The organism is Lelliottia sp. EB106-05-01-XG201 (assembly GCF_058791735.1).
In genome coordinates this window covers 2,575,215-2,599,976 of record NZ_JBYTDV010000001.1, presented here as the reverse complement: position 1 = coordinate 2,599,976, position 24,762 = coordinate 2,575,215, and the positions used below count along the sequence as shown (strand labels likewise).

The 24,762-nt window shown below is 57.8% G+C and carries 22 protein-coding genes; 10 read left to right on the top strand and 12 right to left on the bottom strand.

Annotated elements, in window-relative coordinates; all coding sequences use genetic code 11:
- Positions 1-176 precede the first annotated feature (176 nt).
- Positions 177-1,571 (top strand): class II fumarate hydratase, encoded by a 1,395-nt coding sequence (gene fumC / locus AC3WS9_RS12225; RefSeq protein ID WP_285144645.1) that lies wholly within the window; start codon positions 177-179, stop codon positions 1,569-1,571.
- On the opposite strand, the gene tus is transcribed toward fumC, so the two are convergent.
- On the bottom strand, positions 1,572-2,501 hold the full coding sequence (gene tus, locus AC3WS9_RS12220) for a DNA replication terminus site-binding protein (RefSeq protein ID WP_492488599.1): 930 nt from the start codon (positions 2,499-2,501) through the stop codon (positions 1,572-1,574).
- Positions 2,502-2,739: 238 nt separating this feature from the next.
- On the opposite strand from tus, the gene nikA reads away from it, so the two are divergent.
- Genes nikA through nikR form a run of 6 tightly spaced genes read left to right on the top strand, consistent with a single transcriptional unit; the run spans position 2,740 to position 8,036 of the window.
- Positions 2,740-4,311 carry a nickel ABC transporter substrate-binding protein gene (gene nikA / locus AC3WS9_RS12215; RefSeq protein ID WP_492488597.1) on the top strand — a complete coding sequence of 524 codons (1,572 nt, stop codon included), beginning with the start codon at positions 2,740-2,742 and terminating at the stop codon, positions 4,309-4,311.
- On the top strand, positions 4,311-5,255 hold the full coding sequence (nikB, locus tag AC3WS9_RS12210; RefSeq protein ID WP_492488595.1) for a nickel ABC transporter permease subunit NikB: 945 nt from the start codon (positions 4,311-4,313) through the stop codon (positions 5,253-5,255). Before nikA ends, nikB begins: the two co-directional genes overlap by 1 nt.
- On the top strand, positions 5,252-6,085 hold the full coding sequence (gene nikC / locus AC3WS9_RS12205; RefSeq protein WP_285150244.1) for a nickel ABC transporter permease subunit NikC: 834 nt from the start codon (positions 5,252-5,254) through the stop codon (positions 6,083-6,085). The genes nikB and nikC overlap by 4 nt, the downstream gene beginning before the upstream one ends.
- On the top strand, positions 6,085-6,849 hold the full coding sequence (gene nikD / locus AC3WS9_RS12200) for a nickel import ATP-binding protein NikD (protein ID WP_492488593.1): 765 nt from the start codon (positions 6,085-6,087) through the stop codon (positions 6,847-6,849). The genes nikC and nikD overlap by 1 nt, the downstream gene beginning before the upstream one ends.
- Positions 6,846-7,622, top strand: a complete 777-nt coding sequence (nikE, locus tag AC3WS9_RS12195) for a nickel import ATP-binding protein NikE (RefSeq protein WP_492488591.1) — start codon at positions 6,846-6,848, stop codon at positions 7,620-7,622. Before nikD ends, nikE begins: the two co-directional genes overlap by 4 nt.
- Before the next feature lie 12 nt (positions 7,623-7,634).
- A complete protein-coding gene (gene nikR, locus AC3WS9_RS12190) occupies positions 7,635-8,036 on the top strand; it encodes a nickel-responsive transcriptional regulator NikR (RefSeq protein ID WP_324724264.1) in 402 nt (133 codons plus the stop codon).
- 6 nt (positions 8,037-8,042) lie between these two features.
- On the opposite strand, the gene rstB is transcribed toward nikR, so the two are convergent.
- Positions 8,043-9,341, bottom strand: a complete 1,299-nt coding sequence (gene rstB, locus AC3WS9_RS12185; RefSeq protein ID WP_492488589.1) for a two-component system sensor histidine kinase RstB — start codon at positions 9,339-9,341, stop codon at positions 8,043-8,045.
- A 481-nt stretch (positions 9,342-9,822) separates the two neighbouring features.
- On the bottom strand, positions 9,823-10,539 hold the full coding sequence (gene rstA, locus AC3WS9_RS12180) for a two-component system response regulator RstA (RefSeq protein ID WP_282493243.1): 717 nt from the start codon (positions 10,537-10,539) through the stop codon (positions 9,823-9,825).
- 127 nt (positions 10,540-10,666) lie between these two features.
- On the opposite strand from rstA, the gene AC3WS9_RS12175 reads away from it, so the two are divergent.
- Positions 10,667-11,002: a GlpM family protein gene (locus tag AC3WS9_RS12175; RefSeq protein ID WP_095281854.1), complete on the top strand. Its 336-nt coding sequence runs from the start codon at positions 10,667-10,669 to the stop codon at positions 11,000-11,002.
- Here AC3WS9_RS12175 and folM read toward each other — a convergent pair.
- The 3 genes from folM to ydgH form a co-directional block, all read right to left on the bottom strand.
- Positions 10,999-11,721: a dihydromonapterin reductase gene (folM, locus tag AC3WS9_RS12170; RefSeq protein ID WP_492488586.1), complete on the bottom strand. Its 723-nt coding sequence runs from the start codon at positions 11,719-11,721 to the stop codon at positions 10,999-11,001. The two genes, AC3WS9_RS12175 and folM, sit on opposite strands and share 4 nt — an antisense overlap.
- Before the next feature lie 39 nt (positions 11,722-11,760).
- Entirely contained in the window at positions 11,761-13,143 is a 1,383-nt protein-coding gene (locus tag AC3WS9_RS12165; RefSeq protein WP_285144633.1) for an amino acid permease, read from the bottom strand.
- A 184-nt stretch (positions 13,144-13,327) separates the two neighbouring features.
- Positions 13,328-14,272, bottom strand: coding sequence for a DUF1471 family protein YdgH (gene ydgH / locus AC3WS9_RS12160; RefSeq protein WP_282493240.1), 945 nt, complete (start codon positions 14,270-14,272; stop codon positions 13,328-13,330).
- Between the two features lie 531 nt (positions 14,273-14,803).
- Here ydgH and pntA point away from each other — a divergent pair.
- Both pntA and pntB read left to right on the top strand, forming a co-directional pair.
- Positions 14,804-16,333, top strand: coding sequence for a Re/Si-specific NAD(P)(+) transhydrogenase subunit alpha (pntA, locus tag AC3WS9_RS12155; protein WP_285144632.1), 1,530 nt, complete (start codon positions 14,804-14,806; stop codon positions 16,331-16,333).
- A gap of 10 nt (positions 16,334-16,343) precedes the next feature.
- Positions 16,344-17,732, top strand: a complete 1,389-nt coding sequence (pntB, locus tag AC3WS9_RS12150; RefSeq protein WP_100780347.1) for a Re/Si-specific NAD(P)(+) transhydrogenase subunit beta — start codon at positions 16,344-16,346, stop codon at positions 17,730-17,732.
- 123 nt (positions 17,733-17,855) lie between these two features.
- Here pntB and uspE read toward each other — a convergent pair whose 3' ends face one another.
- The 6 genes from uspE to AC3WS9_RS12120 form a co-directional block, all read right to left on the bottom strand.
- Positions 17,856-18,806, bottom strand: coding sequence for a universal stress protein UspE (gene uspE, locus AC3WS9_RS12145; RefSeq protein WP_282493238.1), 951 nt, complete (start codon positions 18,804-18,806; stop codon positions 17,856-17,858).
- A gap of 136 nt (positions 18,807-18,942) precedes the next feature.
- On the bottom strand, positions 18,943-19,695 hold the full coding sequence (gene fnr, locus AC3WS9_RS12140; protein ID WP_014070017.1) for a fumarate/nitrate reduction transcriptional regulator Fnr: 753 nt from the start codon (positions 19,693-19,695) through the stop codon (positions 18,943-18,945).
- A gap of 184 nt (positions 19,696-19,879) precedes the next feature.
- Entirely contained in the window at positions 19,880-20,392 is a 513-nt protein-coding gene (gene ogt, locus AC3WS9_RS12135) for a methylated-DNA--[protein]-cysteine S-methyltransferase (RefSeq protein WP_282493237.1), read from the bottom strand.
- Between the two features lie 10 nt (positions 20,393-20,402).
- On the bottom strand, positions 20,403-21,929 hold the full coding sequence (abgT, locus tag AC3WS9_RS12130) for a p-aminobenzoyl-glutamate transporter (RefSeq protein WP_282493236.1): 1,527 nt from the start codon (positions 21,927-21,929) through the stop codon (positions 20,403-20,405).
- A 52-nt stretch (positions 21,930-21,981) separates the two neighbouring features.
- Positions 21,982-23,427, bottom strand: a complete 1,446-nt coding sequence (locus AC3WS9_RS12125; protein WP_492488581.1) for a M20 family metallopeptidase — start codon at positions 23,425-23,427, stop codon at positions 21,982-21,984.
- Positions 23,427-24,737, bottom strand: coding sequence for a M20 family metallo-hydrolase (locus tag AC3WS9_RS12120; protein WP_492488579.1), 1,311 nt, complete (start codon positions 24,735-24,737; stop codon positions 23,427-23,429). Before AC3WS9_RS12120 ends, AC3WS9_RS12125 begins: the two co-directional genes overlap by 1 nt.
- Between the last annotated feature and the right edge of the window lie 25 nt (positions 24,738-24,762).

Below are 24,762 nucleotides of genomic sequence, written 5' to 3'. Positions count from 1 at the left end.
CGGGTAAGCGAAGCGCCACCCGACACAAAAACCGCAGAATCCCGGACTGGCGAAACGTAGCCGCCACCCGACACAAAAAGAGCGCACAAAGCGCCATACCGTTTTTTTGAAGCAAACAATACTTAATCCAGCATGTGAGCAATGTCGCCAAATTCATTGTTATCAAGGAGAAAGTAATGACCACCAATCGTCGCGAGAAAGATTCAATGGGTGCCATCGACGTCCCGGCTGACAAGCTGTGGGGCGCGCAGACCCAGCGCTCGCTGGAGCATTTCCGTATCTCAACGGAGAAAATGCCCGTCTCGCTGATCCACGCTCTGGCGCTGACCAAACGCGCTGCCGCGAAAGTTAACCAGGATTTAGGCCTGCTGAGCGCCGAGAAAGCGACGGCCATTATCAGCGCCGCCGATGAAGTGCTGGCCGACAAACACCCCGACGAATTCCCGCTTGCCATCTGGCAGACCGGCTCCGGCACCCAAAGCAACATGAACATGAACGAAGTGCTGGCCAACCGCGCGAGCGAACTGCTGGGCGGCGTGCGCGGTATGGAGCGCAAGGTCCACCCGAACGATGACGTCAACAAAAGCCAAAGCTCGAACGACGTCTTCCCGACCGCCATGCACGTGGCGGCGATCATTGGCCTGCGCGAGCACCTCATTCCGCAGCTGAAGGTGCTGACCCAAACCCTGAGCGAAAAATCACAGGCGTTCAGCGACATCGTCAAAATTGGCCGCACCCACTTACAGGACGCCACGCCGCTCACCCTCGGCCAGGAGATCTCCGGCTGGGTGGCGATGCTGGAGCACAACCTCAGGCATATCGACCACAGCCTGCCGCATCTCTGTGAGCTGGCGCTGGGCGGCACGGCGGTGGGGACCGGGCTAAACACCCACCCGGAATATGCCGTGCGGGTGGCGAAAGAGCTGGCGGCGATCACCGGGCAACCCTTCGTCACCGCGCCGAATAAATTCGAAGCCCTCGGCACCTGCGATGCGCTGGTTCACGCCCACGGTGCGCTGAAAGGGCTGGCGGCCTCGCTGATGAAAATCGCCAACGACGTACGCTGGCTCGCATCCGGCCCGCGCTGCGGCATCGGCGAAATCAGCATTCCGGAAAACGAACCGGGCAGCTCCATCATGCCGGGCAAAGTGAACCCGACCCAGTGCGAAGCCATGACCATGCTCTGCTGTCAGGTGATCGGTAACGACGTGGCGGTGAATCTCGGCGGGGCATCGGGCAACTTTGAGCTCAACGTCTATCGCCCGATGGTGATCCATAACTTCCTGCAATCCGTGCGCCTGCTGGCGGACGGCATGGAGAGCTTCAACGAGCACTGCGCGACGGGTATCGAGCCAAACCGGGAGCGCATCAGCCAGCTGCTGAACGAATCCCTGATGCTGGTGACGGCGCTCAACACCCACATTGGCTACGACAAAGCGGCGGAAATCGCCAAAAAAGCGCACAAAGAGGGGCTGACGCTGAAAGCCTCAGCCCTGGCGCTGGGCTATCTCACCGAGGCCGAGTTTGATGCCTGGGTGCGCCCGGAAGAGATGGTCGGCAGCATGAAATAATCACTCCGCCACATACAGGTGCAGCCGCGGAATGATCAATCGCAGCGGCTGTGCCTGCGGTTTATAACGATGCTGAATATTTTCGGCATCGTAATTCAGCAGCTCGCCGATATCCGGCACCATCGCCCCTTGTTCCGTGTCATACAGGGCAATCAGCGGCGTCGGGCAGGCGTACTGCACCTGCTTCTGCTCACCGGAATACCAGACGCGCGCAATCGGCTGGACTTTCACCGGACGTTTGATTTTGAGACGCGCATCGTCAGGCAGCGCGGCGATACTCTCGTACTCCTGCTCAAGGCGCTCGATCCACTGTTCCCGCGACCACGGGGCCATGGTACGCGGGGATTTCAGGCTCTTCTCGAGCATCGACAGCACCTCGTTGCGGGTAAAATTCTTGATGATGTGCTTGTTCGCCCAGCCAAAGCGCAGGGTCGCCGGGTGGCGCAGGAGCGTCAGGGAGCGGTAGGCGTTGAGGGTAATCAGGCCCGGCAGCTGGCGATGCACCCACTCAAAGCGCGCGGCGGGAGCCAGGCCGGACTCTTCGGTGACAATCTTCTCAAACTGCGCTTTAAGCGCGTTAATGTGAGCAATCTGGTTTTCAATCTGCTCGCGCAGGGGGCCGTCGCACTGCAGGCATATCACGCCCGGCAGCCGCACGGCGGCTTTGCTGCTGCGGTTCTCCGACTGCTGCTGGATAAAAAGATGGCGGTAGTGGGCGAGCGTCAGGTCCAGCGCCTCCTTGCCGATATGCTGCTTCACCTCAATCACATCCAGCGGATCGTGCTCCGCACCTTTGACCACATCCGGCAAAGTAAAGACGCGCGCGGCCAGCAGTCGGCAGCTTTTGAGCCGTTCGCACAGGCTCATGAGTTCGTGCTCTATCTGGTGAAAAGTCGAATTCAGCCGTTCGAGAAGATCGTAAGTCGCCATAAAACACTCGCAGTAGTTACAACATACTTATTATATAGCACAGTGCGCCCGGTCAGGCTACGGTGCGGATTCGGTCCGGCAGGCTAAAAGGGACTTATCGATTGAGGGTTAACTATACGAATTTTGTATACTTTGCGTCTCTCATGCCCCCTCGGTTGATCCAGAACAGGTTAAAAGTATGATGAAAACCTAAAATCGTCACACGTTTTAGCTACCCCGAAAGGGTAAGAGGCAACTTTTGTCCAGACCTGGCCGTATCCTCTGCGCGCTGCTGGCGTGCGCGTCGTTCTTCGCACAAGCCACCGCACCGGATGAACTGACAACCGCGTGGCCCGTCAACGTTGGACCGCTTAATCCCCATCTTTATACGCCCAATCAAATGTTTGCCCAGAGCATGGTGTACGAACCGCTGGTGAAGTATCAGGCCGATGGGTCGGTCAAACCCTGGCTGGCGAAAAGCTGGACCCACACGGCGGATGGCAAAACCTGGGTGTTTACTCTGCGTGACGGTGTCACTTTTTCCAACGGTGAACCCTTTAATGCGTTCGCCGCTGCCGAGAACTTTCGCGCCGTGCTGGATAACCGCCAGCGCCACGCCTGGCTGGAGCTGGCCCGACAGATCGTCGACGTCAAAGCCCTCAGCGATACCGAATTGCAAATCACCCTGAAAAGCGCCTATTACCCTTTCTTACAGGAACTCGCGCTGCCGCGTCCTTTCCGCTTTATCGCCCCGTCGCAGTTCAAAAACAACGAAACCATGAATGGGATAAAGGCACCAGTCGGCACCGGTCCATGGATGCTGAAAGAGTCCAAACTCAACCAGTATGACGTGCTGGTGCGTAACGACCGTTACTGGGGTGAAAAGCCCGCCATCCGGCAGATCACGGTTAAAGTGATCCCGGATCCGACCACCCGCTCCGTGGCTTTTGAAACGGGCGATATTGACCTGCTGTACGGCAATGAAGGGCTGCTCCCGCTCGATACCTTTTCCCGGTTCAGCCAAAGCGCGAACTATCGCACCCAGCTTTCCCAGCCCGTTGAAACGGTGATGCTGGCGCTGAATTCCGCTAAAGCGCCGACGGACGATCTGGCGGTGCGCGAAGCGCTGAACTACGCGGTCAACAAAAAATCCCTGATCGACAACGCCCTCTACGGCACACAAAAAGTCGCGGACACGCTCTTTGCCCCGACGGTACCCTACGCGAATATTGGCCTGAAGCCGCGTCAGTACGATCCTCAGCAGGCCAAATCCCTGCTGGAGCAGGCCGGATGGAAGGCGCAAAGCGGAAAAGCCATCCGCGAGAAAAACGGCCAGCCGCTGCGGATTGAACTCTCCTATATCGGCACCGATGCCCTGAGCAAATCGATGGCGGAAATTATTCAGGCCGATATGCGTCAGGTGGGCGTCGATGTGGCGCTGGTCGGGGAAGAGGAGAGCAGCATTTACGCCCGTCAGCGCGACGGTCGCTTTGGCATGATCTTCAACCGCACCTGGGGCGCGCCTTACGACCCGCATGCCTTTATGAGCTCGATGCGCGTGCCATCCCACGCCGACTATCAGGCGCAGCTGGGCCTCGCGGATAAACCGGTCATCGACAAAGAGATTGGCGAAGTGCTCTCGACGAGCGATGACGCACAGCGCCAGGCGCTGTACCGCGATATCTTAACCCGCCTGCACAACGACGCGGTCTACCTGCCGATAAGCTACGTCTCGATGATGGTGGTGGCGAAGCCCGAGCTGGGCGTGATCCCGTTCGCGCCTGTCGCGTCCGATATTCCGTTCGAACAGATCCAACCGGTGAAACACTAATGCTGCGCTATATCGTGCGGCGCGTGCTGCTCCTGATCCCGATGATTCTCGCCGCCTCGGTGATTATCTTTCTGATGCTGCGTCTCGGCACCGGCGACCCGGCGCTGGATTACCTGCGTCTTTCGAATCTGCCGCCCACGGCGGAGATGGTCGCCTCCACGCGCGTGATGCTCGGGCTGGATCAGCCGTTAATCGTGCAGTACGGCACCTGGCTGTGGCGGGCGCTGCATCTGGATTTCGGTATCTCCTTTGCCACCCAGCGCCCGGTGCTGGACGATGTTCTGCATTTTCTGCCCGCTACGCTGCTGCTGGCCGGTGCGGCGCTGGTGCTTATCCTGCTCACCTCGGTGCCGCTAGGGATCTGGGCGGCGCGCCATCGCGACAGGCTGCCGGATTTCATCGTGCGGGTGATCTCGTTCCTCGGCGTCTCGATGCCCAATTTCTGGCTCGCCTTCCTGTTGGTGATGTGTTTTTCGGTGTGGCTCAAATGGCTCCCGGCGATGGGCTATGGCGACTGGCAGCACCTGATTTTGCCTGCGGTGTCGATCGCCTATATGTCGCTGGCGATTAACGCCCGACTGCTGCGGGCCAGTATGCTCGACGTCGCCGGACAGCGGCACGTCACCTGGGCACGTCTGCGCGGGCTGAGCCACAAACAGACCGAGCGCCGCCACATTCTGCGCAACGCCTCGCTGCCGATGATCACCGCCGTGGGGATGCACATTGGCGAGCTGATCGGCGGGACGATGATCATCGAAAACATCTTTGCCTGGCCGGGCGTGGGGCGCTACGCCGTCTCGGCGATTTTTAATCGCGACTATCCGGTCATCCAGTGCTTTACGCTGATCATGGTGGTGGTGTTTGTCCTCTGCAATCTGGCGGTGGACGTGCTGAACGCGGCGCTCGATCCGCGTATTCGTCGACATGAAGGAGCGCACGCATGAATTTCTATCGTTCCGCGCGTCTCCCCGTTCGCCTGGCGCTGGCGATCATCGCGCTGCTGGCGCTGATTGCGCTCACCAGCCAGTGGTGGCTGCCGTACGATCCGCAGGCGATTGATCTGCCGTCGCGACTGCTGTCGCCCGACAGCCAGCACTGGCTCGGCACCGACCACCTCGGGCGCGACATCTTTTCTCGTTTGCTGGCGGCGACGCGCGTGTCGCTGGGTTCGGTAATGGCCTGCCTGCTGTTAGTCCTGATTTTGGGCATGGTGATCGGCGGCGCTGCCGGGCTGCTCGGCGGACGTGTCGATCAGCTCACCATGCGCGTCGCGGATATGTTCATGACCTTTCCGACCTCGATTCTGTCGTTCTTCCTCGTGGGCGTGCTGGGGACGGGGCTGACCAACGTCATCATCGCCATCGCGTTGTCCCACTGGGCCTGGTATGCGCGGATGGTGCGCAGCCTGGTGATCGCCCTGCGTCAGCGGGAGTTCGTCCTCGCGTCGCGTCTTTCTGGGGCCGGGAATCTGCGCATTTTTATCGACCACCTCACGGGGGCCGCGCTGCCGTCGCTGCTGGTGCTGGCGACGCTCGATATCGGCCACATGATGCTGCACGTCGCCGGGATGTCTTTCCTCGGCTTAGGCGTGACTGCGCCGACCGCCGAATGGGGCGTGATGATTAACGACGCGCGCCAGTATATCTGGACCCAGCCGCTGCAGATGTTCTGGCCAGGGCTGGCGCTGTTTATCAGCGTGATGGCCTTTAACCTGGTGGGTGACGCCCTGCGCGATCACCTCGATCCTCATCTGGCCACGGAGCACGCCCACTGATGCCACAGCGTATTGATTTGCAGAATATTGTTCTCGAGGCGGATCGCACGTTAGTCAACGGCGTCTCGCTGACCCTGAAACGCGGGCGCGTACTGGCGCTGGTCGGCGGCAGCGGGAGTGGGAAATCCCTAACCTGCGCGGCCGCGCTCGGCGTGTTGCCTGCCGGTGTGCGTCAGACGGCGGGGCAGATTCTGGCCGACGGTCAGGAGATCACCCCGGCGTCTCTTCGGGGGATCAAGGTCGCGACCATTATGCAGAACCCGCGCAGCGCCTTTAATCCGCTGCATACCATGGCGACCCACGCCCGCGAGACCTGTCAGGCGCTGGGTAAAGCGTCGGATGACGCGGCGCTTATCGCGGCGTTAACTGCCGTTGGTCTGGAGGAGGCGGCACGCGTGCTGAAGCTTTATCCCTTCGAGATGAGCGGCGGCATGTTGCAGCGGATGATGATCGCCATGGCGGTGCTGTGCGACGCGCCCTTTATTATTGCCGATGAACCGACCACCGATCTGGATGCCGTCGCCCAGTCGCGGATTCTGGATTTGCTGGACGATATCATGCACACCCGTGCACCCGGCATGCTACTGGTCACGCACGATATGGGTGTGGTCGCTCGCCTGGCGGATGACGTGGCGGTGATGGATCGCGGGGTGATTGTCGAGCAGGGCGACGTGGAGAGGCTGTTTCATGCGCCGGTACATCCGGTGACGCGCGGTCTGGTATCGGCACATCTGGCCCTGTATGGCATGGAGTTGACCCAATGACGCTGCTTTCCGTTTCCGCGGTATCGCACCAGTATTCCCGCGCAGAGTGGGTGCTGGACAACGTCGCACTGAGTCTGAAAAACGGTGAGACCGTGGCTTTGCTCGGTCGCAGCGGCTGCGGAAAAAGCACCCTCGCGCGCCTGCTGGTGGGGCTGGAGTCGCCCAGTCAGGGCGAGGTTTTCTGGCAGGGCGAGTCGCTGTCAACACTCAATCGAGCCCGGCAAAAAGCTTTTCGCCGTGAGATCCAGATGGTGTTTCAGGACGCCATCAGCGCGGTGAATCCGCGCAAAACGGTGAGTGATATCCTGCGCGAGCCGATGCGCCATCTTTTGTCCTTGTCGAGGACTGAACAGCTGGCCCGCGCCCGCAAGCTGCTGCAGGCGGTTGAGCTGGATGATTCGCTTCTCAACCAGCGCCCGCCGCAGCTCAGCGGCGGACAGCTTCAGCGCGTGTGCCTGGCGCGAGCGCTGGCCGTTGAACCGAGGTTGCTGATCCTTGATGAAGCGGTGTCGAATCTCGATCTGGTATTGCAGGCGAACGTGATCCGTTTGCTCAAAAAACTCCAGCAGCAGTTTGGCACCGCCTGCCTGTTTATCACACATGACTTGCGGCTGGTCGAGCGGTTTTGCGACCGGGTGATGGTGATGGAGGAGGGGAAAATCGTTGAGACGCAAACCGTCGGCGAAACCTTAACCTTTTCCTCCATCGCCGGACAGAGGTTACAAACCGCGGTTCTTCCCGCTTTCCCCGTGCGCCGTCGCGCCAGACTTTGAGGGTTACATCCGATGCAACGTGTCACTATCACGCTCGATGATGATTTGCTGGAGACGCTGGACAGCCTGAGCCAGCGCCGGGGTTACAACAATCGCTCAGAGGCGCTGCGCGATATTCTGCGCGGCGCACTGGCGCAGGAAACCGCTCAGGAGCACGGCAGGAACGGGTTTGCGGTGTTGTCTTATGTGTATGAGCACGAGAAGCGCGATCTGGCGCGGCGTCTGGTCTCGACGCAGCACCATCATCACGACCTGTCAGTCGCCACGCTGCACGTTCACGTCAGCCACGAGGATTGTCTGGAGATCGCGGTGTTAAAAGGCGATATGGGCGATATTCAGCATTTTGCCGATGATGTGATTGCCCAGCGCGGCGTGCGGCATGGGCATTTACAGGCGCTGCCTGACGAGGCGTGATGCGCATCAGACGGTCACGGGAAGGGTGATGTTGTGGTACACCGGCCAGCTAAAGCAGAACTTCGCGCCGCCGAGATCGCTTTCCTCACAGCTGACGTGACCGCCCATCGCCTGAGCAATCGAGTGGACAATCGCCAGCCCCAGACCGCAGCCGCCCGTCGCGCGGTCGCGGCTCGGGTCCAGACGCACGAACGGCTCGAACACCCGCTCGCGTTCGTCGGCGGCAATGCCGGGACCATCGTCTTCAACGGCTAAACTGGCCTCGCTGCCGTTCAGGTGCAAGCTAATACGCAGCTGGCTTTCACTGTAGCGCAGGGCGTTATTGACCAGGTTATCCAGCACGCGCTCCATCAGGCGCATATCCAGCGCCCCGTAATCGCCAGGGCTGTTGTCCAGCAGCAGCGTGCGCTGCGGATTCACGCTCTGCACATCCTCAATATGGCTGTGGATCCACGCCGACAGATCGGGCGTGCTGAGTTTGAGTTCATTCTGCGGACGATCGAGACGGGCGTAGGTCAGGAGTTCCTCGATCAGCGCTTCCAGCTGGCCGATATCACGATTGAGCGCCAGGGATTCGGCCTCCGTCAGGTTTTCGCTCATCTCCAGGCGATAGCGCAGGCGCACCAGCGGCGTACGCAGTTCGTGGGCGATACCGTCGATTAGCGCTTTTTTACTGGCGATCAGGGCATTGATGTTATCGGCCATCTGGTTAAAGGCGACGCCCAGGCGCTCAAAGCTGGAGGCGCTGTCAAAGTGAATGCGCTCGGTAAAATGCCCTTCGCCAAAACGCTGCGCGGCGGATTCCAGACGCAACATGTCCTGCCAGTGGGGCCGCATCCAGATAAACACCGGGAAGGCCAGCGAGATGGCGATAAACGCCAGCAGCGCCATATCAAGCAGCCGCATCTGATGCATAAAATAGAGATAAGGAACCGGGCCGACCGCCAGCACGTAATGGCTGCGCGGAATGCGCTGGATAAAGGTGTACTGATCGTCAAGTGCCACGATGTCGCCATCGCGCAGGCGTTGGGTGGTCGGGGCATCGAGATCGTAATTTTTGAGTGGCTCGATGCGCATATTAAACGACAGATTCAGATCCAGCTCTTTCAGCGTCTTCGCCCAGTCGTGCGGCGGAATTTCTCGCAGTTCGCTGCGCATCAGATAGAGCGAGCTTTTCATCAGGTCATCCAGCGACTGCCTGCCCGCGCGCTCGGCGGTGAATTTGTAGACCAGCCCGACCAATATGGTCATGACCAGAAAACAGACAAACAGTAAAAGATAAAACTGCACAAACAGCTTTTTCATGAATGGTCACCCGTAATACTACGACTTAGCTCGGTTTTGTTGGGGCGTTCCGTCTCACGTGCCCTCTGGGGTGCTATGAAAGCAGGGTTTGCGCTGGCTGACAACACCTATGATGTGCTGGATATGGAGGGCGACGGTTAAGAGCGCTTTAGAGATTTTGCAGCGATGAAGTTGGTCACGCAAAGAAAGGGAATAGCGATGAACATGGGTATGTCGGAGCCATCAAACCAGGATTCACTCAACTGATTTGCAAGCGTAATGCAACCGTATACGTTAATGAAAATAAACCAGGGTAGTACGAAGGTTTTCATGGTTATCATCCTTAATGTGGTTTGTTCGAATAATATCGCTGAAGAGAAACTCTCATTTCAATGCGCTGATTCAAAGTATAAGCATCCTCTAAGGAAGAGAAGCTGGTGGAGCTGCAGCCTCTCTTATCTTCTGGCGATGTTTCAGCGCTCGAGCTCCGCGTGTCTGACCCTCAGGTTTCCCAGGCGTGCGGTGCGAACAGATAGCCTTTGTTGCGCACGGTTTTGATGCGATACGGCTCGGTGGCGTTATCCAGCAGCTTTTTTCGCAGGCGCGAAATGGCAACGTCAACGCTGCGATCCATCCCGTCGTAGCTCACGCCGCGCAGGTTTTTCAGCAGGGCGTCGCGATCCATAATCTGCCCGGCGTGGGTAGCCAGCTCCCACAGCAAATCAAAATCGGCGGTCGACAGGGCGATATCCACGCCGGAAAGCAGTACCTGACGGTTAACGGGGTCGATCGAGAGAGTGCCAAAACGCATGGCTTTGTGCGGGGTCAGTGCCGCAGACGACGTCTGGCTTTCGGTGACGACGCGCTGACGCAGGTGTAACCTCAGGCGCGCCAGCAGCACCGCAGGCGGCGTGGTTTTGAGAATATAGTCGTTCGCCCCCATTTCCAGCGACAGAATGTGGTTCATGTCGCTGTCGAGAGAGGTGAGCAGCACTATCGGGCCGTCCCATTGCGCGCGCAAATCGCGGCACACGGTCATCCCGTCTTTGCCGGGGAGCATAATATCGAGCAGCACCAGGTCGGGTTTCTCTCGCAGCACCACTTCTTCCGCACGGTCGCCTCGCGGCTCAACAATAACGTCCATATCGTGTTTTCCCAGATAGGCGGCGATCAGCTGGCCGACTTCCGGTTCGTCCTCAACAAAAACGATCTTATTCATACAACGTCTGTTTTCGTGAAAAAAGCCAACATACACCGCGCAACCTTAACCTTCCATTAATCTTTCAAAATTAACCCCAGTTCCGTTATGCTGGCCGTTATTGTTATTTGATTGTTAAGGGAAAAGGATGGCGCTTTTGATCAAAGCCGCGCTGGGTGCGCTGGTGGTCGTGTTGATTGGCATTCTGGCGAAGACTAAAAATTACTATATCGCCGGGCTGATTCCGTTGTTCCCGACCTTTGCACTGATCGCTCACTATATTGTGGCGTCTGAGCGGGGAATTGAGGCGCTGCGGACCACCATCGTGTTTGGTATGTGGTCGATCATTCCCTATTTTATCTATCTGCTTTCTCTGTGGTATTTCACCGCCATGATGCGGTTACCGCTGGCGCTGGGCGGGGCAGTGGTCTGCTGGAGCCTCAGCGCCTGGGTGTTGATCTTCTTCTGGAGCCGTTTCCACTAATTCAGCGGACGACCGCCGTCCACGCCGAATGAGCGGCCTGTCACGTAGCAACTGGTCAGCAGGTAGTCGATAAGATCAATCACCTCTTTCTCGCCCGGCGCGATTTTCATCAGCGATTTATTGAGCGCTTTCTGGCGATATTCCGCGTCATCGTGGTCGTTAAACAGAATCAGCGACGGGGCGATGGCGTTGACTTTGACCTCTGGCGCGAGCTTACGGGCAAACGATCGGGTCATGTTATCCAGCGCCGCTTTGCTTGCCGCATAGGCAATGTGCTTGTCGCTTCCGCGCTCCACCACGTAATCAGTGAAATGAATGATATCGCTCGCGGCATGGCCGTGCCCGCACAGCAGATCCTGCAGGGCGTGGTTGAGCAAATAGGGGGCGTGAACGTGGATCTGCATCATCGCGGCGAGGGTGTCGCTCAGCGGCGTGCCCGGTTTTTCTGCCTGCCAGGCGCTGGCGTTATGCACGATAGCGCGCAGGCCGTCAGTGGTGGATTTCACTGTGTCAGCAAATGCCAGAATCCCGGCGTCCGTGGAGAAATCCGCCTGAATGCAGACCGCGCCTGCGTTTCTCAATCCTTCAATGGAGCCGTATTCCGTCCGGTAACTGACGATCACCGGCTGGTGCTGATTGAGGAAGTGGTGGGCAAGGGCGAGGCCGATGCGTCGGCCTGCGCCTGTAATCAGAATCGGGCGTTGCGGTGCTTTTCCCATCGTGTTCTCCATATTCCTTCGACAATGGGAAAAACGCGCTTATCCCATTAACATCCAGGTCGCCGGTACGGCAGCAACCAGTAACATACCAATCAACGCCATTTCGCGGCGCTTCAGCGCGTGTCCGAGCTGATGCGTGCGGCGGGCGTAGATAAACACCAGCAGACCCGGCGCATACAGCACCACCGACAGCAGCAGGTGCATTGGCCCTGAAGCATACAATAACCATAGCCCGTAGAGACAGGCCCCGACACCGACCACGTAATGCGCCGGGCGGGCAGCTATTTTTAACAGATAGGCACCGACTAAGAAATAGGGTACCAGAATCATCTCGGAGGCAATGGTCAGCAGGGTGTTATAGTCCGAACCTGTGAGCCAGATCAGCACCAGACAGACCTGCACGCTGATGTTGGTCAGCCACAGGGACGCAGACGGCGCGCTGTTTTTGTTCTGACGGGCAAACATACGCGGGAATGCTTTATGCGTCGCGGCCAGGAAAGGCACTTCTGCGGCCATAATGGTCCAGCTCAGGTACGCGCCGCAGACCGAGACAATCAGCCCCGCCGCAATCACCACGTCGCCCCAGGAACCCATCATTTTGACCATCAGGCCCGCCATCGACGGGTTACGCATTTGCGCCAGTTCAGGACGCGCAACGACGCCGATGGAGAGCAACGTCACCATCAGGTAGACGCTAAGCGCTGCCAGAACTGCCAGCAGCGTGGCACGGCCTACGTCGCGCTTGTTGCGCGCTCGCGCCGACACCACCACCGCGCCTTCCACGCCGATGAACACCCACAGGGTAATGAGCATGGTGTTTTTCACCTGCTCCCAGACCGGCACGCCGAGGGCGACACCGCTGAAATCAAGGCTAAAGACGTCGAGACGAAACGCGATAAACGCGAGCACGATGAACAGGCCCAGCGGAACCAGTTTTGCCAGCGTCGCCACCAGGTTAATGCTCGCCGCGGTCTGCACGCCGCGCAGCACCAGCCAGTGAACCAGCCACAGCAGGACCGATGCGCCAACGATGGATTGCCAGGTGTTACCGTCGCCAAAGAAACGCAGCTCAGGCGTATCGGTAAAGAAGCTGAGGGCCGAGAAGACAATGACCAGATAGGAGACGTTGGCGATCACCGCGCAGAGCCAGTAGCCCCAGGCCGAGCAGAAGCCAATCAGCTCGCCAAACCCTTCGCGGGCGTAAGTGAATATTCCGCCGTCCAGGTCCGGACGGATGCGCGTGAGCAAAAGCATGGCAAAGGCCAGCAGCAGGATCCCGACGCCGGTGATCCCCCAGCCGATGAGCAGCGCCGCGGGGCTCGCGACTTCCGCCATATTCTGCGGCAAACTGAATACGCCCGCGCCGAGCATGGAGCTTAAAACGAGCGCAGTTAAAGCGCTTAGGCCAAGTTTCTTTTCCATTGGCTTCCTGTTATGAAAGGTCCAAATCCAGAATAATTATTTCGCACAAGCGCATAAAAATGGTGGATCACACTAAGGCGCGGGATTTTACGGAGTGTATTGCGGGCATGCAATGATGTGAGGCAGAAATAAGAAAAAAGTTACAAAAAAGGCGGCATTGCGCCGCCTTTTCAAACCTGTTTTGTTACTTGTACAGGTCAGCGCTGACGGTCAGGTTGTTACCACGTTCCTGCCACTGGCGGGTGATGTGGTAATACTTAGCGCCTTTCTTCGCGGCACGTTTCGCCACCTGGTAAGAAACTTCGGTCATGTTGCCGTAGTTTCCGGTGAACTTGATGCTGTCGAAAGGCACCATCTGCGCGGCAGTGGTTTTGTTCAGCTCTTCAATTTTTGTGCCGTCCGGCAGGGTGACAGTGTAACGACCGCCTTTGGTGGTCTGCGTTTCAAAGAAACGACCGACGTCAGAACTTGGTGTCGCAGTGGTCGCAACGCCCGGGATTTCCACTTTCTTCGCTTCTTCGCCGCCCTTAGCGATGGCAGCGCGGCCTGCTTCTGAATCAGCCGGGATGGCGTCAGGGCTCTGCAGAACACGTTTTTTGGCATCTGCTTTGTAGATGAACGCGGTGATACGCTGGTTGCCGCCCTGGTTGGCGTCAATCTGGCGCACGATGTAGAAAGAGGCTGCGCCTTTCTCTTTCGCCGCTTTGGTGATGGCATCGTTCACTTCTGGCTGGCTGCGGTAGAAGCCCTGAACGGTCACGGTGTCAAAGGGTTCCAGCGCGACGGCCTGATCCTTCGGCAGCTCAACGACACCATTGATCACGCGGTTTTTCGGTGCGTCAGCTTTCGGGGCATCTTGTTTGTACAGATCGGCCACGACGCGCAGGTTGCCGCCGCTACCGTAATCGGAAGTATCCACAACGTAAAAAGAGGCAGCGCCTTCTTTGTCTGCGCGAGCGGAGGCTGCGCGTACGGCATCGCTAATAGCGTTAAAACGACCGGTAATCGTCACGCGATCGTAAGGTTTCAACGCTGCCGCTTGCTCTGGCGTCAACTCTGTCGCGGCATTTGCGGACAGGGCGGTCGCAGTAAGAAGTGCGGACGCCAGGAGAGTGTTCTTAAGCTTCATAAAAATAATCCTTCGCCTTGCGCAAACCATATACTGGTGTTGTTGTTAATTTGAAATCGTCGCCGATTATGGCATTTAAAACCCGTCGCTGTCTGCGGCATTTTTCACTCCCTGTGCTCCCGACAGGATCAAATTCGATAACATTTACTGATATGTCGAGTAAACAGGGGTTTGAGCAGGAAAACTGATTAAGCATATGACTTTTACAAGTTAATTTAATGTTAATAAGTTGTTTTAATACGGCGCTATATCATGTTTTTACCGCTTCGCTTGAGCTATTTATCGGGCCTGGCGAGGAAATTAAGGTAAATATCGCTGTCAGAGACGACGATCACTTATTTTTCACAGATAAAGTCAGAAATAGTGTTTTCTTGCTGTAGATCACAGGCGCTATTTTCAGTAGGTTATAGAAAGTTTGTTACTGTTTTATTTTCCGTGATTATTCATCAGCCAGGACTCACTGGCGACGCTTATGCAAATCGCGGTCATTTATCGACAAACCATCATCAAGAACCGATGGAAGGGAAAACTATGCGTATTGGGGTACCAAAAGAACGGTTAGCCAATGAAACCCGCGTTGCTGCCACGCCGAAAACGGTCGAGCAGCTGCTTAAACTGGGTTTTACCGTCGCGGTTGAAAGCGGCGCGGGCAAACTGGCGAGTTTCGATGACGAGGCATTTATTCAGGCTGGCGCTGAGGTTGTGAGCGAGGCTGATATCTGGCAGTCGCCGGTGATTCTGAAAGTGAATGCGCCAACCGAGAGCGAAATTGCCTTACTGAATCCGGGCACGACGCTGGTGAGCTTCGTCTGGCCTGCGCAAAACCCGGAGCTGATGGAGAAACTCGCCGCACGCGGTGTCACCGTCATGGCGATGGACTCCGTGCCGCGTATCTCCCGCGCCCAGTCGCTGGATGCGCTGAGTTCAATGGCAAACATCGCCGGTTATCGTGCGATCGTCGAAGCTGCCCATGAGTTTGGTCGCTTCTTTACCGGTCAAATCACCGCGGCGGGCAAAGTTCCTCCGGCGAAAGTGATGGTGATCGGTGCCGGTGTGGCTGGTCTTGCTGCCATCGGCGCGGCCAACAGCCTCGGCGCCATCGTTCGTGCCTTTGATACCCGTCCGGAAGTCAAAGAACAGGTCCAGAGTATGGGCGCTGAGTTCCTCGAGCTGGACTTCAAAGAAGAAGCGGGCAGCGGTGATGGTTACGCCAAAGTGATGTCCGAAGCCTTCATCAAAGCGGAAATGGAACTCTTTGCGGCCCAGGCGAAAGATGTCGATATCATCGTCACCACCGCACTGATCCCGGGTAAACCGGCTCCGAAGCTGATCACCCGCGAAATGGTTGACTCCATGAAAGCCGGGAGCGTGATTGTCGATCTGGCCTCGCAGAACGGCGGTAACTGTGAATATACGGTACCGAACGAAGTGATGACCACGGCAAACGGCGTGAAGATTATCGGTTACACCGACCTGCCAGGCCGTCTGCCAACCCAGTCTTCTCAGCTGTACGGCACCAACCTCGTTAACCTGCTGAAACTGCTCTGCAAAGAGAAAGACGGCAACGTGGTAGTTGATTTTGATGATGTGGTGGTGCGCGGCGTGACGGTGATCCGTGACGGCGAAATCACCTGGCCGGCTCCGCCGATTCAGGTTTCCGCTCAGCCACAGGCCGCACCAAAAGCGGCTCCTGCGCCTAAAGAACCGGCTCAACCGGTCTCTCCGTGGCGTAAATATGCCCTGATGGCGCTGGTGATTATTCTCTTCGGCTGGCTGGCTGACGTGGCACCGAAAGAGTTCCTCGGACACTTCACCGTCTTCGCGCTGTCGTGTGTTGTCGGTTACTACGTGGTGTGGAACGTGTCTCACGCGCTGCACACGCCTTTAATGTCGGTCACGAACGCCATTTCAGGGATTATCGTGGTGGGGGCGTTACTGCAGATTGGTCACGGCGGCTGGATTAGCTTCCTGAGCTTTATCGCGGTGCTGATCGCCAGTATCAATATTTTCGGTGGTTTCACCGTGACTCAGCGCATGCTGAAAATGTTTCGTAAAGGCTAAGGGGTAGCATATGTCTGGAGGATTAGTCACAGCGGCATACATTGTTGCTGCAATCCTGTTTATCTGCAGTCTGGCGGGGCTTTCGAAACACGAAACGTCGCAGCGCGGGAACCACTTTGGTATCGCCGGTATGGCGATCGCGCTGATTGCGACCATCTTCGGGCCGGATACCGGCAACGTCGCATGGATTCTGGTGGCGATGATTATCGGTGGTGCGATCGGTATTCGCCTGGCGAAGCGCGTGGAAATGACCGAGATGCCAGAGCTGGTGGCGATTCTGCACAGCTTTGTCGGTCTGGCGGCGGTGCTGGTGGGCTTTAACAGCTACCTGTATCACGAACCGGGCATGGAGCCGATTCTGGTCAACATCCATCTGACCGAAGTGTTCCTCGGGATCTTCATCGGTGCGGTGACCTTCACCGGTTCTATCGTGGCGTTCGGCAAACTGCGCGGCAAGATTTCGTCTAAACCGCTGATGCTGCCAAACCGCCACAAAATGAACCTCGCGGCGCTGGTGGTTTCCTTCCTGCTGCTGGTGGTGTTTGTGCGTACCGAAAGTACCGGTATGCAGGTTCTGGCGCTGCTGGTGATGACCGTTATTGCGCTGGCGTTTGGCTGGCATCTGGTGGCGTCGATCGGCGGGGCGGACATGCCGGTCGTGGTGTCGATGCTGAACTCCTATTCCGGTTGGGCGGCAGCGGCGGCGGGCTTTATGCTCAGCAACGACCTGCTGATTGTCACCGGTGCGCTGGTGGGCTCGTCGGGTGCGATCCTGTCGTACATCATGTGTAAGGCGATGAACCGTTCGTTCTTCAGCGTGATTGCCGGTGGTTTTGGTACCGACGGTGCGTCGTCCAGCGGTGACGAAGAAGTCGGCGAGCACCGTGAAATCACGGCGGAAGACACGGCTGATATGCTGAAAAACTCCCACTCCGTGATCATCACCCCAGGCTACGGCATGGCGGTGGCGCAGGCGCAGTACCCGGTGGCGGAAATCACCGAGAAGCTGCGTGCCCGCGGGATCAAAGTGCGTTTCGGTATTCACCCGGTGGCGGGGCGCTTGCCTGGTCACATGAACGTGCTGCTGGCGGAGGCGAAAGTGCCTTACGACGTGGTGCTGGAGATGGACGAGATCAACGATGATTTCGCCGACACCGACACGGTGCTGGTTATCGGCGCGAACGATACGGTGAACCCGGCGGCGCAGGACGATCCTGGCAGCCCGATTGCCGGTATGCCGGTTCTGGAAGTGTGGAAGGCGCAGAACGTTATCGTCTTCAAACGCTCGATGAACACCGGCTACGCAGGCGTGCAGAACCCGCTGTTCTTCAAAGAGAACACCCACATGCTGTTTGGCGATGCCAAAGCCAGCGTGGATGCGATTCTGAAAGCGCTGTAAGTGTGTTTTGCCCGGCGGCGCAAGCTTGCCGGGCCTACGCGATACATGTAGGCCGGGTAAGCGTCAGCGCCACCCGGCAATAAAAAAGCCGCCATAATTGGCGGCTTTTTTCATATTAAAACGTCAATCGTCTTCTTCGTCATCCAGCTCAACCGGGGTCTGATACTGATCCGGTTTAATGACCAGCAGGTCACAGCGCAGATGGTCGATCACCTGTTCCGCCGTATTGCCAAGGAACGCCGCGGAAATCCCGGTGCGTCCGACGGTGCCGAGCACCACAATCCCCGCCTGCAAATGCTCCGACAGATCCGGGATCACCTCTTCAGGCAGGCCTTTCTCTACGTGTGTCATCTTCTCGTCGATACTGAATTTCTGGCGCAGGGCTTTCATCGCCAGCAGGTGCTGACCGCGGATCGCGTCGTTATACACGCTCGGGTCAAACTCAGGCAGTTCGATAGCGATATTGATAGGGGTGACCGGATAGGCACCGACCAGGTGGACCTCGGTGTGATTGACCTGTTCGGCAAGCTGGATCGTCTCTTTCACCAGTTTTTCGTTCAGGGCGTTGTGATAATTCTCTTCGCTGGCGAGGTTCACCGCCACCAGCGCCTTACCGCCTTCCGGCCACGGCTGGTCTTTCACCATCCATACCGGGCATGGACACTTACGCAGCAGATGCCAGTCGGTTGGGGTAAAAATCACGGCTTCAAGTTTGTCGTGCTGGTGCGCCATCTTCAGCAGCAGGTCATGTTGTTCGCTCATGACTTCCTGAATGATGGCTTCAAAAGGACGGTTATGCCACACCACTTTGATGTCGATGGGGATACCGGCATCGATGTAATATTTTGCCTGCTCGCGGATCCACGCGGTCCGCTGGCTGATCACTCCCTGACGCATAGCAGTGCGCTCGTCAGGCGACAGAAGGGTGGTCATCTCATATGAGAAGTCATAGATCGGCAAAAACGCTTTGATTTTGCCGCCAATCCGTTGATGTAAATAGACAGCTCGCCGTAACGCCGGTTGATCGTCCTGATTAGGATCGATGGCCACCAGCATGTTTTGATACTTTGCCATACAGGTCTCCTTACTACTGTCACCACAGTCTGTAATTAAAAGAGTAACCTATATATGTTGAATGAAACAGGGGAGAAGGTTTTGCCAGATCAATAAATCACGAAAATTTATCGATCCGGCAGAAGAGAGATGAGGCTTAAGCGACGTTGCGGGAGTGACCGGCGAGAACCGCCAGCGCTTCACCGTTTTCAATGGTGATGTATTTGCCTTTCACCGCCAGCATTCCGCTTTTCTGGAAACGACCCAGCAGACGGCTGATGGTTTCAACGGTCAGGCCCAGGTAGTTACCGATATCACCACGGGTCATGGTCAGGCGGAATTCACGTGGAGAGAAACCACGTTCGGCAAAGCGGCGCGACAGGTTGTAGATAAAGGCTGCCAGACGCTCTTCCGCATTCTTTTTGGAAAGCAGCAGGATCATGTCCTGATCGCCTTTGATCTCGCCGCTCATCAGACGCATCATCTGCTGACGCAGGTTCGGCATTTTGCCTGACAGGTCGTCCAGGGTTTCGAACGGGATTTCGCAAACCATGGAGGTTTCCAGCGCCTGAGCGAAGCTCGGGTGGTGGCCGGTACCGATAGCGTCAAAGCCGACTAAATCGCCCGCCAGGTGGAAGCCGGTGATCTGCTCATCGCCTTGCTCGGTGATGGTGTAGCTCTTAATGGTGCCAGAACGGATAGCATAGAGCGATTTCAGTTCGTCTCCCGCCTTAAACAGCGTCTGCCCTTTCTGAATAGGCTTTTTGCGCTCGATGATATTATCAAGCTGATCGAGTTCATGCTCATTCAGGGTAAACGGGATACAGAGCTGGCTAATGCTGCAATCCTGGCAATGGATAGCACAACCGCCAGACTGAATGCGTCGTATAATTCGCTTTTCCGGGATCATAGGTCTGCTCAAGCCTTAATTGATATTGGTCAATTTTAACATCTTTTTGGAGTGCGCGTAAGCCTGGGAAACCATCAATAGAGACAAGTGGCGACAATGCGTCGCCATCTTCTTGATATTCCACAGTTTGATTGTGGAATAATGACCTAAATCATAGAAAATTAAGCACTAAAAGCCTGGATTTCTAAAGCAGCAAATACCCTTCGTGGCGCAATAACCACTCTTTGCGCTGCACGCCACCGGCGTAGCCCGTCATGGTGCCGTTGCGTCCGATCACGCGATGGCAGGGCACCACGATACTGACCGGATTTGAGCCATTGGCCGCACCTACGGCGCGAGCAGCACCCGCGCGACCAAGCTGCTCGGCGAGCTGGCCGTAGTGCATAACTTGCCCGCAGGGGATGGCGCGCAGAGCCTGCCACACTTCGCGCTGGAAAGGCGTTCCTGCCGTGGCGGTCGGTAAGGTATCGATAATGCTGAGATCGCCCTCGAAGTAATCCGCCATCTTCGCACTCAACCCGCCAGGGTTGGTCGCGCTGATGCGTTCATAGCCGTCGCGATAGTGGATATTCAGCAACTCAACCATTCGATCGCTGTGCTCTTCCCACTCCACCGCGCGCAGGTTGAACTGCTCATCGGCAATGATCCACAGCGGGCCAAGAGGCGTGGCAATCTTATCTTCGAGTAATCTCAGCATCCTTTGTCCCTTAATTCAGCCGTGGGTAAATCCCCGGTCCAATTGGCAGACCGACAAGATACCACGCGACCAACATCACCAGCCATACCCCTAAAAAGATAAGCGGATACGGCAGCACCAGCGAATAGTAGGTACCCAGTTTTGCCTCAGGCTTGTAGCGTTGCAGGAAGCCCAAGAACAGCGGAACAAAAGGCGATACGGGGGCCAGTGGGATCACCGAGGAATCCGCCACGCGGAACAGGATCTGCGCGAACGCCGGATGAAAACCGAGCAGCATAAACATCGGCACAAAGATCGGCGCCAGAATCGACCAGATGGCAGACCCGCTGGCGATAAACATGCACAGCAAGGACGAGAGCAGCGCCAGGCCGACAAACGCCGGCACGCCGCTCAGCCCGGCAGATTCCAGGGCATCGGTCAGGCCGACGGCCATGAACTTGCCCATGTTGCTCCAGTTAAACATCGCCACGAACTGCGCCAGCGGGAACACCATCACGATAAATCCGGCCATCTCTTTCATTGGCTCGATCATCAGTTGCGGCAGATCGCCCTGACGGCGGATTTTGCCGGTGGCGATGCCGTAGGCGAGGGAGACAATAAAGAAGAACAGGATAATCAGCGGGACGATGCCCTGAATGAACGGCGACGGCAGGACCGTGTGTTTCACCGGATCGCGCAGCACGCCGTTTTCCGGAACCACCATCAGGGCAATGGCCGCGATAAACAGCAGAGAGACCACGCCCGCTACGCGCAGGCCGTGGCGCTGCGCCTGGCTGAGCGACTCCAGTTTTTCATCGCGACTGCCTTCCCAGGTGCCCAGCCGCGGCTCGACGATTTTATCGGTGATCAGGCCGCCGACGATGGTCAGCACAATCACCGAGCTTGCCATAAAGTACCAGTTGTCGATCACGCTGACGTGCATGGCCGTATCGATGGTTTTCGCCGCTTCGGTGCTGATGCCGGAGAGCAGCACGTCGGTGGTGACGATCAGCAGGTTAGCTGTAAATCCACACCCGACCCCGGCGATAGCGGCCAGCAGGCCCGCGATCGGGTGCCGCCCGACGGCGAGGAAAATCAGCGCCCCCATCGGCGGCATGATCACCAGCGCCGCATCAGAGGAGATGTGGCTGAAAAAGGCGATAAACAGCACCATGTAGCTGGCGTAACGGGCGTTCACCACCGACGCCATTTTGACCATCAGGGCAGGCAACAGCCCGACGCGTTCCGCCAGACCCGCGCCCAGCACCAGCGCCAGAATTGCCCCGAGCGGCGCAAAGCCGCTGAAGTTTTTAATCACATTCGGCAAAAACCAGTGCAGACCTTCCACGCTGAGCAGGTTTTTCACCGCCACCATGCTGCCGTCCGCCGGGCTGCGCACGGAGACATCAAAAGCGGAAAGCACGGCGGTGGCGATCATCAGGATCACAATCAAATAGATAAAAAGCAGGAAAGGGTGCGGCACTTTGTTGCCGATCCTCTCAACCCAGCCATAGACCTTACCGGATGGGGAATGCGAAGGTATGGAAGACATACTCATGGGCGTTCCTCGGGACTGTTGTGTTGTTATGTTATTGTGTTTGCGTGTTTTATTATTTTAAAGGTGACGGCGTCACGTTATGCGGTATCGGACACTCGTACGGTCGTTCTGCGATCTGTTGTTCAAACTCATCCCGGCAGGCCTGCAGCAGTGTCGCATCCTGTAGCAGGTTCAGCGCCGTCGCGCCCATCACTTTCCCGGCCAGTAGCATCCCTTTATGGGCGATTGACGTGCGGCCCTGAGCCACCAGTTGCCAGGTATGCAGCGGCGTGCCGACGGTAAAGCAGGGGGTGAAGCACTGCGCGACCGGCATTTTCCAGCTCACATCACCTACGTCGGTGGAACCAGCCAGCACGTTATCGGTGATGGCGTACGGGGCCACTTCCTCCACCAGAAGCGTCTCGCGGTTTCTGCGGGCAAAGGCTTTGCCTTCCTCTCCGCCCGTGGCGGCGATATTTTTCAGGCTGTTTTGCAGATCGTTAGCCGTCAGGGTTTTGCGGATCTCCCCGGCAAACGCGCGCTCTTCGTCCGTCCACTCTGGCGTGCCGTAATGCTGTAAGGCGCTGTACATCGCGGCTTCGAGCGTGCGGTTCGGGAGATAGCTCGAGCAGGCCTTATCGAAACGCCGCTCGACGGTGGTTTCGGTCATCAGCGCCGCGCCTTGTGCGATTTTCTCAATGCGCTCGTAGATCTGCTGCGCATCGGCCATCTCCGGGGCGCGGATCAGATACAGCACCTCAGCCTGCGCCTGCACCACGTTCGGCGAAATCCCGCCGGTGTTGGTGATGGCGTAGTGCACGCGGGCTTTTTCGATGATGTGCTCATTGAGGAAGTTGGTGCCGGTGGTCATCAGGGTGACGGCATCCAGCGCGCTGCGCCCGAGATGCGGCGAGTTCGCGGCATGGGCGGCGATGCCCTGAAAGCGCCATGAGGCCTGGATATTCGCCAGGGTGCTGACGTTAAACATTCCGGCGAAAGCCTCCGGGTGCCAGGTCACGGCGGCGTCGACGTCATCGAACAGCCCTTCGCGCACCATAAAGGTTTTCCCGGAGCCGCCTTCTTCGCCGGGGCAGCCGTAAAAACGCACCGTTCCGCTGCCGCCATGCTGTTCCAGCCAGCTTTTGACCGCCACCGCGCCCGCCAGCGCGGCGGTGCCGAGCAGGTTATGTCCGCAGCCGTGGCCGTTCGCGCCCGGCGTGTCCGACTGTGGGGTGGCGCAGTGCGCCGACTGGCTCAGGCCCGCCAGCGCGTCAAATTCCCCTAGCAGGGCGACGACAGGTTTTCCGCTGCCGAAGCTGGCGATAAAGGCATTGGGAATGCCGCCTGCCTCACGGGTCAGGGTAAAACCTTCCGCCTCCAGCGCGTTGGCCAGACGGTCGGAGGACCAGAACTCCTCAAAGCGTGTTTCCGGATGATCCCAAATGTCATCGGCAATATCGGTAAAGGTCTGACATCGGGTTTCGATGGCATCGTCAATAAAAGGGTAGATCTCCTGCATTACACACCTCGCGTCCAGGGAAAATTGATCGCAGTACGGGCCAGCGTTTCAATCGCCACGCCCATGATCTGCTCGTCAAAATCAAACTTCTCATTGTGATGCCCGGCGCTTAAATCAGTCCCAAACACCATGTACGAAGCCAGACCGCCGTTTTGCTGCACGTGGGCCATCATCAGGGTGGCATCTTCTGAACCCGCCGGGGCTTTCACCTTGTCGATGGCCTGATGGACCGCCGCCACCTGGCTTGCCTGCTCGCGCAGATAGTCCACCCAGGCCGGAGAAGGGGAACTTGAGGTTGCGGCACCCATCAGACGCATCTCGGCTTTCACCCCGTACAGCGCCGCCGCGCCGTCAATCACGCCCTTAGCGCGCTCAAAGACATACTGATTAATGGCTTCGCTTTCGCCGCGCGTTTCCACTTTTAACAGCGCGCTGGCCGGAACCACGTTGCGCCCGCTGCCCGCCTGCATCACGCCGACGTTAACGCGTGACGCGCCTTCGCTGTGGGGCGCGATGCTGTGCAGGGCCAGGGCGGCTTGCGCGGCGGCGAGCAGGGCGTTACGTCCGTCTTCCGGTTTGCCACCAGCGTGGGCGGCGACGCCGGTAAAGCGCACGTCAAATTTGGTGGTCGCCATAAAGTTATCGCTGCCGCAGATGACGGTCCCGGCCGGAACGCCGGTGCCGATGTGGATCGCGGTGAAGTAATCGACGCCGTCCAGCGCACCGGCAGCGACCATCGCCCGTGCGCCGCGGGTGCCTTCTTCCGCGGGCTGGAAGATGAGTTTGATGGTGCCGTTCAGCCGGGATTCGTTCTGCTTCAGCAGATACGCCAGCCCGAGGCCGATGGTGGTGTGTCCGTCGTGACCGCAGGCGTGCATCATCCCGGGATTACAGGAGGAAAAACCGTCGCGGAACGGGCGGTGACTCTCGTCGAGGGCTTCACTGAGATCCAGTGCGTCCATGTCCACCCGAAAGGCGAGCGTCGGGCCGGGGCGTCCGGTGTTCAGCGTGGCGACAAGGCCGGTAAATCCGCCTTCAAAGGCGCTGAGCCATTTTTCCGGCGCACCCTGCTGGCGCGCGCGGGCATATTCTGCAGCCAGAGTGTCGGCGTCGGGCAGGCCCATACGGCTGTCGGCGTCGACCACGTCGCGGCCCATCGCCAGTTCGTAGCCCAGGCTATCAAGGATCTCCGCGACCTTTGCCGCGGTGCGAAACTCCACCCAGCCCGATTCGGCATACTGGTGAAAATCACGCCGCCAGGCGATCAGCTGAGACATTAATTTTTCAAGGGATTGTGTCAGTGAATCCATCTCTGTTCCTGTCATCATTAAAATA

Bases quoted from the DNA above. Each gene is read 5' to 3' on its own strand.
- AC3WS9_RS12165 (WP_285144633.1), bottom strand. From the start codon at position 13,143: ATGGAAAAGAAACTTGGCCTAAGCGCTTTAACTGCGCTCGTTTTAAGC.
- nikR (WP_324724264.1), top strand. From the start codon at position 7,635: ATGCAACGTGTCACTATCACGCTCGATGATGATTTGCTGGAGACGCTG.
- fnr (WP_014070017.1), bottom strand. From the start codon at position 19,695: ATGATCCCGGAAAAGCGAATTATACGACGCATTCAGTCTGGCGGTTGT.
- nikB (WP_492488595.1), top strand. From the start codon at position 4,311: ATGCTGCGCTATATCGTGCGGCGCGTGCTGCTCCTGATCCCGATGATT.
- pntA (WP_285144632.1), top strand. From the start codon at position 14,804: ATGCGTATTGGGGTACCAAAAGAACGGTTAGCCAATGAAACCCGCGTT.
- AC3WS9_RS12125 (WP_492488581.1), bottom strand. From the start codon at position 23,427: ATGCAGGAGATCTACCCTTTTATTGACGATGCCATCGAAACCCGATGT.
- AC3WS9_RS12120 (WP_492488579.1), bottom strand. From the start codon at position 24,737: ATGGATTCACTGACACAATCCCTTGAAAAATTAATGTCTCAGCTGATC.
- pntB (WP_100780347.1), top strand. From the start codon at position 16,344: ATGTCTGGAGGATTAGTCACAGCGGCATACATTGTTGCTGCAATCCTG.
- AC3WS9_RS12175 (WP_095281854.1), top strand. From the start codon at position 10,667: ATGGCGCTTTTGATCAAAGCCGCGCTGGGTGCGCTGGTGGTCGTGTTG.
- uspE (WP_282493238.1), bottom strand. From the start codon at position 18,806: ATGGCAAAGTATCAAAACATGCTGGTGGCCATCGATCCTAATCAGGAC.
- nikD (WP_492488593.1), top strand. From the start codon at position 6,085: ATGCCACAGCGTATTGATTTGCAGAATATTGTTCTCGAGGCGGATCGC.
- folM (WP_492488586.1), bottom strand. From the start codon at position 11,721: ATGGGAAAAGCACCGCAACGCCCGATTCTGATTACAGGCGCAGGCCGA.
- nikC (WP_285150244.1), top strand. From the start codon at position 5,252: ATGAATTTCTATCGTTCCGCGCGTCTCCCCGTTCGCCTGGCGCTGGCG.
- rstB (WP_492488589.1), bottom strand. From the start codon at position 9,341: ATGAAAAAGCTGTTTGTGCAGTTTTATCTTTTACTGTTTGTCTGTTTT.
- fumC (WP_285144645.1), top strand. From the start codon at position 177: ATGACCACCAATCGTCGCGAGAAAGATTCAATGGGTGCCATCGACGTC.
- ogt (WP_282493237.1), bottom strand. From the start codon at position 20,392: ATGCTGAGATTACTCGAAGATAAGATTGCCACGCCTCTTGGCCCGCTG.
- abgT (WP_282493236.1), bottom strand. From the start codon at position 21,929: ATGAGTATGTCTTCCATACCTTCGCATTCCCCATCCGGTAAGGTCTAT.
- nikE (WP_492488591.1), top strand. From the start codon at position 6,846: ATGACGCTGCTTTCCGTTTCCGCGGTATCGCACCAGTATTCCCGCGCA.
- ydgH (WP_282493240.1), bottom strand. From the start codon at position 14,272: ATGAAGCTTAAGAACACTCTCCTGGCGTCCGCACTTCTTACTGCGACC.
- rstA (WP_282493243.1), bottom strand. From the start codon at position 10,539: ATGAATAAGATCGTTTTTGTTGAGGACGAACCGGAAGTCGGCCAGCTG.
- tus (WP_492488599.1), bottom strand. From the start codon at position 2,501: ATGGCGACTTACGATCTTCTCGAACGGCTGAATTCGACTTTTCACCAG.